We start from the raw sequence: 11,970 nt of genomic DNA, 5'->3' as shown, positions 1-11,970 counted from the left end.
TCCGCCACCGGCGGATGGATATCGATGAAGGGGCGGGCGGTTTCGGGCGTCATGATGGTCTCCAATACGGAGCGCGCGGCGCTCCGGCCGCCCTCATGCCACTTCCAGCGCCCCCGGCACAAGGGCCAGCATTTGCGCGAAGTTGGCGGCGCTGAAGGCGGGTACCGCCTCGGTGCTTTCGATGGCCAGGATGGAGGCGGCAATGCCTTCGCGCAGTGCCGCGCGCAGCGGCAGGCCATTGAGCAGAGCGGCGACCGTCGCGCCGGTCAGCGCATCGCCGGCGCCGGTGACGTCGGCGATCCTACGCGGGGCGGGCGGGGCGATGGAGAACAGGCCCTCGCCGTCGAAGCCGAGCACCGGCTCGCCGCCGGCCGTCACCACGCCACTCCTGAGCCCGGCGCGCCGCAGCCCGCCGACCAGATCGTGGCCATTCGCATCGTCGCCCAGGCCGGCAAGGGCGCCGGCCTCGCGCCGGTTCATGAACAGCACGGCCAGGCTGCCCAGCACCTGCATCAGCCGCACCACCTTGGCCGGCGAGATGGCGATGGCGAAGATCGGCTTGCCGGCGGCTTGCGCCACCAGCCGTTCCAGCGCCGCGGACGGCAGGTTCGCGTCGCATAGGAGGGCATCGGCGGAAGCGATCGCCTCGCGCACCTTGGCGCGGCGGATCTGCTTGGGGAAGGCGAGGTCGTAGAGCGCCATGTCGGCAAAGCCGACGATCAGCTCGCCGTCGCGGTCGATCAGCGCCGTGTAGCTCGGCGTCGTGCGGTCGAGGAACACCGCCGACAGGTCGACGATGCCGGCGCTCGCGATCGCCGTCGACACAGTCTCGGCCGCGGCGTCGCCGCCGCGCATCGACAGCAGCGAGGCCGAGACGCCGCGCCTGACCACACTGCGCAACGCGTTGAAGACGCCGCCGCCGACATCCTCGCGCATGGTGCCGGGATTCGAGGCAGCCGGCACGTAAGGGCCCGACACCTGGCCCCGCCGGTCGATATGGGCGCCGCCCACGGCAAGGATGTTGGGGGACTTCACCATCGTGGCGTCGATACCTTTGTTGATTGTCCGGCCGCGCACACTAGGTTTCTCCGCGCCGCCCCGCAATCAGCGCCGCGATTCGGGCCGGCCGGACAACGGAACCCTGCATGGCCGATTGGACGACGCCGCCGCCGTGTGTTGTGGGACATAAATAGAACAGATCAAGATATTGATTGTTTTTCAGCAACTTGATGCCTCTTGCCAAACGAGAACAAAAAAGGTACAAAATGGCAGGGATCACGGATTGTCCGGCCTTCATTGACGACCAAGGGGTGATGTATCATGGCTCAGAATACTTTGCGGCTTGTAGAGGATAAGGCAGTGGACAAATCAAAGGCTCTGGACGCGGCGCTGTCGCAAATCGAGCGCGCCTTCGGCAAGGGCTCGATCATGCGCCTCGGCGCCAATGAGCAGGTGGTCGAGATCGAAACCGTGCCGACCGGCTCGCTCGGCCTCGACATCGCGCTCGGCGTCGGCGGCCTGCCGCGCGGCCGCATCATCGAGATCTACGGGCCGGAAAGCTCGGGCAAGACGACGCTGGCGCTGCACACGGTGGCGGAAGCCCAGAAGAAAGGCGGCATCTGCGCCTTCGTCGATGCCGAGCACGCCCTCGATCCGGTTTATGCCCGCAAGCTCGGCGTCGACCTCGAAAACCTGCTGATCTCGCAGCCCGACACCGGCGAGCAGGCGCTGGAGATCTGCGATACGCTGGTGCGCTCCGGCGCCATCGACGTGCTGGTGGTCGATTCGGTCGCCGCGCTGACGCCGCGCGCCGAAATCGAAGGTGAGATGGGCGATGCGCTGCCCGGCCTGCAGGCCCGCCTTATGAGCCAGGCGCTGCGCAAGCTGACCGCCTCGATCTCGCGCTCCAACACCATGGTCATCTTCATCAACCAGATCCGCATGAAGATCGGCGTCATGTTCGGCTCGCCCGAGACGACGACCGGCGGCAACGCGCTGAAGTTCTACGCCTCGGTCCGCCTCGACATCCGCCGCATCGGCTCGGTCAAGGACCGCGACGAGGTCGTCGGCAACCAGACCCGCGTCAAGGTGGTCAAGAACAAGCTGGCGCCGCCCTTCAAGGTGGTCGAGTTCGACATCATGTATGGCGAGGGCGTCTCCAAGACCGGCGAGCTGGTCGACCTCGGCGTCAAGGCCGGCGTGGTCGAGAAATCCGGCGCCTGGTTCTCCTACAATTCGCAGCGTCTCGGCCAGGGCCGCGAGAACGCAAAACTGTTCCTGCGCGACAATCCCGACACAGCGCGCGAGATCGAAATGGCGCTCAGGCAGAATGCCGGGCTGATCGCCGAGAAGTTCCTCGAGAATGGCGGCTCCGAGGGCGGCGGTGACGACGGTTTCGAGGACGAAGCCGGCGCCATGTAGGTGCCACAATCTCGGTTTATTAATATCTGCTTATGTAATTGAGTTCTTTAGTACTGCGTCCCGAACCGCCGGCCTTGTGCCGGCGGTTTTCGTTTCGGGCGATGCCCGGCTAGAGCCGGCAACAACCGGACTTTCCTCCAGTTCCGTGTTTCTGGACAGGCTGCGGCGTGATCGCTAAAAGGCCATGTCCATTTTGCCGCCGGCACCCCCGGCGGTTCTCTCGAAAAGGCAAGCATCCATGAGTGGCGTGAACGAGATCCGGTCGACATTCCTCGACTATTTCCGCAAGGAGGGTCACGAGGTCGTCGCGTCGAGCCCGCTGGTGCCGCGCAACGATCCGACGCTGATGTTCACCAACGCCGGCATGGTGCAGTTCAAGAACGTCTTCACCGGCCTGGAGAAGCGGCCCTATTCGCGCGCCACCACCGCCCAGAAGAGCGTGCGCGCCGGCGGCAAGCACAACGACCTCGACAATGTCGGCTACACCGCGCGTCACCTGACCTTCTTCGAGATGCTCGGCAATTTCTCCTTCGGCGACTATTTCAAGGAACGCGCCATCGAGCTTGCCTGGAACCTGATCACCAGGGAGTTCGGGCTAAAGAAAGACAAGCTGCTGGTCACGGTCTACCACACCGACGATGAGGCCGCCGGCTACTGGAAGAAGATCGCCGGCTTCACCGACGACCGCATCATCCGCATCCCGACCTCCGACAATTTCTGGGCAATGGGCGACACCGGACCCTGCGGGCCGTGCTCGGAGATCTTCATCGACCGCGGCGAACACATCTGGGGCGGCCCTCCCGGCAGCCCGGAAGAGGACGGCGACCGGTTCCTGGAATTCTGGAACCTGGTGTTCATGCAGTATGAACAGGTGACCAAGGAAGAGCGCATCGACCTGCCGCGCCCGTCGATCGACACCGGTATGGGCCTCGAGCGCATGGCGTCCATCCTGCAAGGGGTGGAAAGCGTCTTCGAGACCGACCTGTTCCGCCATCTGATCGATGCCGCCTCATCGGCGCTCGGGCGCGGTCCGGATGCGGACACCGTCGCATCGTTCCGCGTCATCGCCGACCATCTGCGGTCGTCCTGCTTCCTGGTGGCCGACGGCGTGCTGCCGTCGAATGAGGGCCGCGGCTATGTGCTGCGCCGTATCATGCGCCGCGCCATGCGCCATGCGCAGCTGCTCGGCGCCAGCGAGCCGCTGATGTGGAAATTGGTGCCGGCGCTGGTGCGCGAGATGGCTCAGGCCTATCCGGAGCTGGGGCGCGGCGAGGCGCTGATCACCGAAACGCTGAAGCTGGAAGAGACCCGCTTCCGCAAGACGCTGGCGCGCGGCCTCGGCCTGCTCTCGGAGGCAACCGAAAAGCTCGGCGCCGGCGACATGCTGGATGGCGAGACGGCCTTCAAGCTCTACGACACTTACGGCTTCCCGCTCGACCTGACGCAGGATGCGCTGCGCCAGCGCAGCATCTCGGTCGATCTGGCCGGCTTTACCGATGCGATGGAGCGGCAACGGGCCGAGGCGCGCAAGAGCTGGGCGGGTTCCGGCGACGCGGCCACCGAGACGGTGTGGTTTTCGGTGCGCGAGCAGACCGGCGCCACCGATTTCCTCGGCTATGAGACCGAGCAGGCGGAGGGCCTGGTCCTGGCGCTGGTCAAGGACGGCAAGGCCGTCGACAGCGCCGCGCAGGGTGACACGGTTGCCGTGATCGTCAACCAGACGCCGTTCTACGGCGAATCCGGCGGCCAGATGGGCGACACCGGCATTGTTTCCGGCGAAGGCTTCTCGATAGCGATCACCGACACGCAGAAGAAGGCCGACGGCCTGTTCGTGCATCTCGGCCGGGTGGCAAGCGGCACGGTCAAGACCGGCGCTGCCGTCGAGCTCAAGGTCGACCATGCGCGCCGCTCCAGGCTGCGCGCCAACCATTCGGCGACGCACCTCATCCACGAGGCGCTGCGCGAGGTGCTGGGCACCCATGTCGCGCAGAAGGGCTCGCTGGTCGCGCCCGAGCGCCTGCGCTTCGACATCTCGCACAACAAGCCGATCTCGGCCGATGAACTCGAGGAGGTCGAGCGCATGGCGAACGAGATCGTCGTGCAGAACAGCCCGGTGTCGACACGCCTGATGTCGGTCGATGATGCCATTGCCGAGGGCGCCATGGCGCTGTTCGGCGAAAAATACGGCGACGAGGTGCGCGTCGTGTCGATGGGCACCGGCCTGCATGGCGCCAAGGCGAACCGCCCCTATTCGGTCGAGCTCTGCGGCGGCACCCATGTCCGGGCGACCGGCGATATCGGCCTGGTGCGCATCGTGTCGGACAGCGCGGTCGCCGCCGGCGTGCGCCGCATCGAGGCGCTGACCGGCGAGGCGGCGCGCAGGCATCTCGACGAGCAGGACAGGCGGCTGAAGGCGATCGCTTCGACGCTGAAGATCTCGCCGGCCGACGTGACCGCGCGTGTCGAGACGCTGCTCGAAGAGCGCAAGAAGCTCGAGAAGGAGCTTAGCGAAGCGCGCAAGAGGCTGGCGCTGGGTGACCGTTCGCCGGCCGGCGTGCCGGCCGAGAACGAAACCATCGCCGGCGTCGGCTTCCTCGGCAAGGCAGTCTCCGGTGTGGCGCCGAAGGACCTGAAGCCGCTGGCGGATGCCGGCAAGAAGTCGCTCGGCTCCGGCGTCGTCGTCTTCGTCGGCGCCGGCGAGGACAACAAGGCAAGTGTCGTCGTCGGCGTCACCGACGACCTGACCACCCGCTTCAGCGCCGTCGACCTGGTGCGCGTGGCGTCCGCCGCGCTTGGCGGGCAGGGTGGTGGCGGCCGGCCCGATATGGCCCAGGCCGGCGGTCCCGACGCCTCGAAGGCCGAGGACGCGATCGCGGCGGTGAAGGCGGCGCTGGAAGCGGCGTGACCTCGCTTGAGGTCGCCGCGCAGTCACGCTAGCCATCCCGGGAGCGCGAAGTGACGACACTGACCATGTACCAGGTCGACGCTTTCGCCGACCGAGCCTTCCACGGCAATCCGGCCGCCGTCCTCATCCTGGAGGACTGGCCGCCGGAAGATGTCATGCAGGCCATCGCCAACGAGAACAACCTTGCCGAGACCGCCTTTGCGCGGCCGAACGGCAAGGGCTGGGATCTGCGCTGGTTCACCCCGGTCCATGAAGCCGACTTCTGCGGCCACGCCACGCTGGCCACCGCCCATGTGCTAGCCCAGGAACATGATATCGCCGGCGACATGGCCTTCGCCACGCGGGTGGGCGAGCTGAGGGTTTCCGGGCGCGACGGCGCCTACCAGCTCGATCTGCCCTGCTTTCCGCCGCAGCCCGTCGACGCCGAGTTGGCGTCCGCGCTTCAGGATACCGTTTCGGCGCGCCCGGTTGCGAGCTTCCGCAACTTCGAGAACCTGTTCGTCGAGCTGGCCGACGAAGCCGCCGTGCGCTCCTTTGTCCCGGACCTGTCCGGGATTGCGACGTTCCACCCTCTCGGCGTGGTCGTCACCGCGCGCGGCGAGACCCATGATTTCGTGTCCCGCTACTTCGCGCCCGGCGCGGGCATTCCCGAAGATCCGGTGACCGGCTCCATCCACGCGACGCTGATACCCTATTGGTCCGAAAAGCTCGGCAAGACGGAGCTGTCGGCTTTCCAGTGCTCGCAGCGCGGCGGTCACTTATTGTGCGAGCTGGCCGGAGACCGTGTGCGCATCACAGGCCGCGCGAAGACCTTCATGAAGGCGGAAATCTATCTGCCCGACTGAACGGGCCCTCAGACTATGGTGCGGAAGCTTGAATGCCGCCGGGCTCTCGCGAGAGATCGGGCATGATCAAAGGAAGCCTTGGCCGGCCGTGTATTTCTGACGCAGGCGCCTGTAAAGCCACCTGAAATAGGGGAGGTTTCGCCTGCGGTGCACAAACACCGTTTGGCCGAACGGCTGCTCGCTCGCCGGCGCCGATGGATCGTGCCACTCCTGCGACGGGCTGCGAAAAATGGCGGCGCCCTGCTGCCTGGCAAGGATCGTCAGCACCGATTGATCATGCCGATGCTCGACGAAGCCGGGCAGGTTGGGAAGGCCGTGGATGTTCGGCATGTCGGTCAGGCGAACCTCGCTCGCCATGGCCGTCGCCAGCAGCTTGAGGAAAGCCCTCGCTTCCGGCCCGGCGCGGTAGAGCTGCATGCCGGCCCATAGCTGCGGCAGCGACCAGAACTCCTCCCGGTCGGCATCCATTTCGACAAAGCAGTCGCGCTTGGTCCAGGCGCCCTGCAGCATCCGGCCGCCCATCTTGAACAGGCATACCGGGTGCTGGCTGGAAAGCGCGATCAGAGGCGCCGGGTCGGCAATGAAAGTCAGTGCGGCGTCGCTGTAGAGGACCGGCGTGCCGTCCGGCACGCGGTTCATCATGTCCAGGGTGATGAACGGCTTCCACAGCCAGTAGCCGGCGCCGCGCGGCGCGGCCATGATCGATGGGTATTTTCGCGCCAGGTCGACCAGCACCGGGTGGTCCGGCGTATAGAGATGACTGTCGAGGCCTAAGCGGCGCGCGCTCTTCAGCAGCAGCTTGCCGGCCTGCGACAGGTTCGGCGTCGCATAGCTGACATGGACGGCGCGCATCAGCCCGCCTGTTCGGTCCTGGCGAAGCTCGCGCGATCGGCGAAGCGCGCATACCAGTCGCTGATGTCGGCAAATCGGGCAAGCAATTCACGCCCTTCTGCGACCTTGACGAAATGGCCGACGATCGGTGCCGCGTGCAGGTCGGCAAGGGTCAGTTGCGACCCCAGCAGCCACGGCCCGTCGGCCTTCAGCGCCGACAGTGTCCGCAGCACAGCTTCCGCTTGCGACAGGCCCTTGGCGATCAGGGCCTCGTCGGGCGGATTTTGCTCCAGCCGCTCGACGGCGACATCCCAGACCATGGCGCGGTAGCCATAGGCGTCGAGCAGGCCGGTGATCTGGTTCATCCTTGCCCGGCTGCGCGCGTCTTTTGGCTGCAGCGCCGGGCCGTCGAAGGCCTCGTCGGCATAGCGGGCGATCGCGCTCGCCTCGAACAGGCGAAAGCCGTCACGCTCGAAAGCCGGGATGCGGCCGAACGGATGATGTTCAAGATACCAGGCCGGAACGCCTTCCGGGGCAAAGACATCGACGGGCACGAGGTCGTAGCCGATGCCTTTCTCTTCCAGCGCCAGCCGCGCGATGCGGACATAGACGCTGTAGTCGGCGCCGTACAGGATTGGCTTGCTCATCGTCAGCCCCTTGCTTCCGCTCGTGTTGCTGCCCAAAAAGCGAAGGCTCCTTTCGGAGCCTTCGGCATGTCGAAATTTGGGTTCTTACCCCATGGCCTTCTGTAGGTTCTCGTCGATCTTGTCGAGGAAACCGGTGGTCGACAGCCAGGGCTGGTCGGGGCCGATGAGCAGCGATAGGTCCTTGGTCATGAAGCCGGACTCCACCGTCTGGATGCAGACCTTTTCCAAGGTCTCGGCGAAGCGTTTCAGTTCGGCATTGTCGTCGAGCTTGGCGCGGTGCGCGAGACCGCGCGTCCAGGCGAAGATCGAGGCGATCGAGTTGGTCGAGGTCTCCTCGCCCTTCTGGTGCTGGCGGTAGTGGCGGGTGACGGTGCCGTGCGCGGCCTCCGCTTCCACGGTCTTGCCGTCTGGCGTCATCAGCACCGAGGTCATCAGGCCGAGCGAGCCGAAGCCTTGCGCCACCGTGTCCGACTGAACGTCGCCGTCGTAGTTCTTGCAGGCCCAGACATAGCCGCCCGACCATTTCAGGCTGGAGGCCACCATGTCGTCGATCAGCCGGTGCTCGTACCAGAGTTTCTTGGCCTTGAACTCGGCCTCGAATTCCTGCTCGTAGACTTCCTGGAAGATGTCCTTGAAGCGGCCGTCATAGGCCTTGAGGATGGTGTTCTTGGTCGAAAGATAGACCGGATAGTTGCGCAGCAGGCCGTAGTTCAGCGAGGCGCGGGCGAACTCGCGGATCGATTCGTCCAGATTGTACATGGCCATGGCGACGCCGGCGGCCGGCGCGTCGAACACGTCGTGCTCGATCACGGTGCCGTCCTCGCCGACGAACTTGATCGTCAGCTTGCCCTTGCCGGGATAGCGGAAGTCGGTGGCGCGGTACTGGTCGCCGAAAGCGTGGCGGCCGACGATGATCGGCTTGGTCCAGCCCGGCACCAGGCGCGGCACGTTCTTCATGATGATCGGTTCGCGGAAGATGGTGCCGCCGAGGATGTTGCGGATCGTGCCGTTCGGCGACTTCCACATCTTCTTCAGCTTGAATTCCTCGACGCGCTGCTCGTCGGGAGTGATCGTCGCGCATTTCACGCCGACGCCGTATTTCTTGATGGCGTTGGCCGAGTCGATCGTCACCTGGTCGTTGGTGGCGTCGCGGTGCTCGATGCCGAGATCGTAATAGTCGAGCTTGAGGTCGAGATAGGGGTGGATCAGCTTGTCCTTGATGAACTGCCAGATGATGCGGGTCATCTCGTCGCCGTCGAGTTCGACGACCGGGTTCGCCACCTTGATCTTCGCCATGGAAAGAATGCCTCGTTGCTGGGGATCGGAACGGCCTTGCCCGCATGGCTTTCGGCCGGGGATGCGCAGCGTATATCAAAGGCCTTTTGAGCGCGCAAACGCCGATCCGCCCGCGACTTCATGCCGTTCTTTGCCAAAGCTTCATTTTCACGGCCGAATATGGCAGGGGTCGCCGAAATGCCGCAAACAGCAGTTCATTGACGCCCATGCCAGCCAACGAAGATCCTAACGATACCCCCGCAGCAGGTCCGGCGATCATCCTGGTCGAGCCGCAGCTTGGCGAGAACATCGGCATGGTCGCGCGCGCCATGGCCAATTTCGGTCTTGCCGAGCTCAGGCTGGTCAATCCTCGCGACGGCTGGCCGAGCGAGAAGGCGCGCGCCGCGGCAAGCCGCGCCGATCATGTCATCGATGCGGTGCGGGTCTTCGACGATCTCGCCTCGGCGATCGCCGATCTCAATTTCGTCTTCGCCACGACGGCGCGCGAGCGCGACGGCTTCAAGGCCGTGCGCGGACCGGTCGAGGCGGGCAGGGCGCTGAGGACGCGGCAGCGTGCCGGGCAGCGCACCGGCATTCTGTTCGGCCGCGAACGCTTCGGCCTCTACAATGAGGAAGTCGGGCTCGCCGACGAGATCGTCACCTTTCCGGTCGATCCTGGCTTTTCGTCGCTCAACATCGCCCAGGCGGTGCTGTTGATGTCCTATGAATGGATGAAGTCGGGGCTGGATGACGAGACCCAAACCAACTTCTCCGGACCGGAACTCGTGCCGGCGACCAAGGAACAGTTGCAGAGCCTGTTCACCTATCTTGAAGGCGCGCTGGAGGCGCGCGGCTATTTCCGCCCGGAAGGGAAGAAACCGAAGATGGTCGACAATCTGCGTGCCGTGCTGACGCGCGCCGGTTTCGCCGAGCCGGAACTGAAGGTGCTAAGGGGCATCATCTCGTCGCTGGACAGATTTTCGCCGGCGATGCCGCGCGGCGACGGTTCCCCCGGCGACGATCCGAGACGGCTGCCCGCCGCTGCCGCGCGCGCCCGCAAGGCGGAAGCGGGCCAGGCGCACAGCACCAATGGCGACGACAATGACGCGCCGCTGGGCGGCAAGGGCACCGACAATGACTGACCGGCCGATCCTGATGTTCGATTCCGGTGTTGGCGGCCTCACGGTGCTGCGCGAGGCGCGCGTGCTGATGCCCGACCGGCGCTTCGTCTATGTCGCCGACGACGCGGCCTTTCCCTTCGGCGCCTGGGAGGAGCCGGCGCTGCGCACGCACATACTCGATCTCTTCGCCAGGCTGCTCGACCGGTTTTCGCCGGCGATCTCGGTTATCGCCTGCAACACCGCATCGACGCTGGTGATCGAAGCGCTGCGCAACAGGTTCCCCGGTCACCCCTTCATCGGCACGGTGCCGGCGGTCAAGCCGGCGGCGGAGCGCACCCGCTCCGGCCTAGTCTCGGTGCTGGCGACGCCGGGCACGGTGAAGCGGCAGTACACGCGCGACCTGATCAGCAAATGGGCGCAGAAATGCCACGTCCGCCTCGTCGGCAGCAACAATCTGGCGGGGCTGGCCGAAGTCTACATGCGCGAGGGCTTTGTCGACGAGGAGGCTGTACGCAGCGAGATCGCGCCCTGCTTCCTCGAACGCGACGGGCAGCGCACCGACATCGTCGTGCTTGCCTGCACGCACTATCCGTTCCTGGTCAACCGCATGCGCAAGACCGCGCCCTGGCCGGTGGACTGGATCGATCCGGCCGAAGCCATAGCCCGCCGCGCCATGTCCTTGCTCCCGCCGGTCAACGGATCGTCGCAAGGCGAGCCCGACATTGCCGTCTTCACCTCCGGCAAGTCTGATTTCGCCATCGGCCGGCTGATGCAGGGTTTTGGTCTGACGATCCCTTGACGGCAGGAACATCGGCTGGGCGGCTGCGTTCCCTCCCATAGTCAATTGGGAGAAACGACCATGCCTGCCACATCGAAAGCTCAGCAAAAGGCCGCTGGCGCGGCGCTGTCGGCAAAACGCGGCGACACCAAGAAGAGCGAGCTCAAGGGCGCCTCGAAGGGAATGTACGAATCGATGAGCGAAAAGCAGCTCGAGGAATTCGCCGAGACCAGGCGCAAGGGCTTGCCCGAGAAGAAATCCAAGAGCTGATCTCGCTGCACTTGGGGAAGAAAAGCAAGAACCCGCCTGCGGGGCCGCGGGCTCTCGGTGATTGGTCCGCAGTGCCACGCACAAGCTTGACACCGCCTAAATCTCCGTTTAATCAGCGCGCCAACACCGGGCCGCAATGCCCGGTGGTTTTCTTTATGCGCAAGGCAGACGGAAGTTCGATTGTTTCTTCCCCGGCCTTGTTAACTGACGTGTCCCGTGGGTTTTCCGTCGCGTTGCGTGGAAAACCCTGTCAGGTCTCGAAAACGGAGGCCAGAGGAGGGCGCGTTTCCTTCACTCGGAGCATGAGGTTCCGGGTGTATTGTTTTGAAAGGGAATGCGATGAGCAAGCGCGAATCCGCGAAATACAAGATCGACCGCCGTCTCGGCGAAAACATCTGGGGCCGCCCGAAGTCCCCGGTCAACAAGCGTGAATACGGCCCCGGCCAGCACGGCCAGCGCCGCAAGGGCAAGCTTTCCGACTTCGGTCTGCAGCTGCGCGCCAAGCAGAAGCTGAAGGGCCACTATGGCGACGTTTCGGAAAAGCAGTTCCGCAAGGTCTATGAAGAGGCGGACCGCCGCAAGGGCGACACCTCGGAGAACCTGATCGGCCTGCTCGAGTCGCGTCTCGACGCGGTCGTCTACCGCGCCAAGTTCGTGCCGACCATTTTCGCCGCCCGCCAGTTCGTCAACCACGGCCACGTCAACGTCAACGGCAAGCGCGTCAACATCGGCTCGTATCGCTGCAAGCCGGGCGACGTCGTCGAGGTGCGCGAGAAGTCGAAGCAGCTCGTCATCGTGCTGGAATCGGTCGCTCTCGCCGAGCGCGACGTGCCCGACTATATCGAAGCCGACCACAACAAGATGACCGCCACCTTCG

Annotated in this window: 11 protein-coding genes; 7 read left to right on the top strand and 4 right to left on the bottom strand. The window is 65.0% G+C overall.

Annotation, left to right across the window (positions count from 1 at the left end; genetic code table 11):
* Positions 1-93 precede the first annotated feature (93 nt).
* Positions 94-1,038 (bottom strand): carbohydrate kinase family protein, encoded by a 945-nt coding sequence (locus EN742_RS09880; RefSeq protein ID WP_128332739.1) that lies wholly within the window; start codon positions 1,036-1,038, stop codon positions 94-96.
* Positions 1,039-1,320: 282 nt separating this feature from the next.
* Between EN742_RS09880 and recA the strand changes: the two genes are divergently transcribed.
* From recA to EN742_RS09860, 3 genes are all read left to right on the top strand, one after another.
* Entirely contained in the window at positions 1,321-2,421 is a 1,101-nt protein-coding gene (gene recA / locus EN742_RS09870; RefSeq protein ID WP_126054856.1) for a recombinase RecA, read from the top strand.
* 238 nt (positions 2,422-2,659) lie between these two features.
* Entirely contained in the window at positions 2,660-5,326 is a 2,667-nt protein-coding gene (gene alaS / locus EN742_RS09865) for an alanine--tRNA ligase (protein WP_128332738.1), read from the top strand.
* Positions 5,327-5,376: 50 nt separating this feature from the next.
* The gene (locus tag EN742_RS09860) at positions 5,377-6,171 is read left to right on the top strand and encodes a PhzF family phenazine biosynthesis protein (protein ID WP_348627237.1); all 795 of its coding nucleotides are present in this window, start codon (positions 5,377-5,379) and stop codon (positions 6,169-6,171) included.
* 66 nt (positions 6,172-6,237) lie between these two features.
* On the opposite strand, the gene EN742_RS09855 is transcribed toward EN742_RS09860, so the two are convergent.
* From EN742_RS09855 to EN742_RS09845, 3 genes are all read right to left on the bottom strand, one after another.
* Positions 6,238-7,023: a hypothetical protein gene (locus tag EN742_RS09855; protein WP_127406664.1), complete on the bottom strand. Its 786-nt coding sequence runs from the start codon at positions 7,021-7,023 to the stop codon at positions 6,238-6,240.
* The gene (locus EN742_RS09850; RefSeq protein ID WP_127406663.1) at positions 7,023-7,649 is read right to left on the bottom strand and encodes a glutathione S-transferase family protein; all 627 of its coding nucleotides are present in this window, start codon (positions 7,647-7,649) and stop codon (positions 7,023-7,025) included. Before EN742_RS09850 ends, EN742_RS09855 begins: the two co-directional genes overlap by 1 nt.
* Positions 7,650-7,733: 84 nt before the next feature.
* Positions 7,734-8,945, bottom strand: a complete 1,212-nt coding sequence (locus EN742_RS09845; RefSeq protein WP_126054852.1) for an NADP-dependent isocitrate dehydrogenase — start codon at positions 8,943-8,945, stop codon at positions 7,734-7,736.
* A gap of 206 nt (positions 8,946-9,151) precedes the next feature.
* On the opposite strand from EN742_RS09845, the gene EN742_RS09840 reads away from it, so the two are divergent.
* The 4 genes from EN742_RS09840 to rpsD form a co-directional block, all read left to right on the top strand.
* Positions 9,152-10,066, top strand: a complete 915-nt coding sequence (locus tag EN742_RS09840; protein WP_126054851.1) for an RNA methyltransferase — start codon at positions 9,152-9,154, stop codon at positions 10,064-10,066.
* Positions 10,059-10,844, top strand: coding sequence for a glutamate racemase (gene murI / locus EN742_RS09835; RefSeq protein WP_127406662.1), 786 nt, complete (start codon positions 10,059-10,061; stop codon positions 10,842-10,844). The genes EN742_RS09840 and murI overlap by 8 nt, the downstream gene beginning before the upstream one ends.
* A gap of 60 nt (positions 10,845-10,904) precedes the next feature.
* Positions 10,905-11,093 (top strand): DUF3008 family protein, encoded by a 189-nt coding sequence (locus tag EN742_RS09830; protein WP_126054849.1) that lies wholly within the window; start codon positions 10,905-10,907, stop codon positions 11,091-11,093.
* Positions 11,094-11,432: 339 nt separating this feature from the next.
* Positions 11,433-11,970, top strand: a 538-nt coding sequence (rpsD, locus tag EN742_RS09825) for a 30S ribosomal protein S4 (RefSeq protein ID WP_128332737.1), incomplete at its 3' end; no start/stop codon positions are given.

Source organism: Mesorhizobium sp. M4A.F.Ca.ET.020.02.1.1 (assembly GCF_004022645.1).
Lineage (GTDB): Bacteria > Pseudomonadota > Alphaproteobacteria > Rhizobiales > Rhizobiaceae > Mesorhizobium.
Note: the sequence above shows the minus strand (reverse complement) of the source record. Positions and strands in the feature narration are given on the sequence as shown.

Excerpts from the sequence above, each read along its gene's own strand:
- EN742_RS09845 (WP_126054852.1), bottom strand. The coding sequence starts at position 8,945 with ATGGCGAAGATCAAGGTGGCGAACCCGGTCGTCGAACTCGACGGCGAC.
- recA (WP_126054856.1), top strand. The coding sequence starts at position 1,321 with ATGGCTCAGAATACTTTGCGGCTTGTAGAGGATAAGGCAGTGGACAAA.
- murI (WP_127406662.1), top strand. The coding sequence starts at position 10,059 with ATGACTGACCGGCCGATCCTGATGTTCGATTCCGGTGTTGGCGGCCTC.
- EN742_RS09880 (WP_128332739.1), bottom strand. The coding sequence starts at position 1,038 with ATGGTGAAGTCCCCCAACATCCTTGCCGTGGGCGGCGCCCATATCGAC.
- EN742_RS09850 (WP_127406663.1), bottom strand. The coding sequence starts at position 7,649 with ATGAGCAAGCCAATCCTGTACGGCGCCGACTACAGCGTCTATGTCCGC.
- EN742_RS09855 (WP_127406664.1), bottom strand. The coding sequence starts at position 7,023 with ATGCGCGCCGTCCATGTCAGCTATGCGACGCCGAACCTGTCGCAGGCC.
- alaS (WP_128332738.1), top strand. The coding sequence starts at position 2,660 with ATGAGTGGCGTGAACGAGATCCGGTCGACATTCCTCGACTATTTCCGC.
- EN742_RS09830 (WP_126054849.1), top strand. The coding sequence starts at position 10,905 with ATGCCTGCCACATCGAAAGCTCAGCAAAAGGCCGCTGGCGCGGCGCTG.
- EN742_RS09840 (WP_126054851.1), top strand. The coding sequence starts at position 9,152 with ATGCCAGCCAACGAAGATCCTAACGATACCCCCGCAGCAGGTCCGGCG.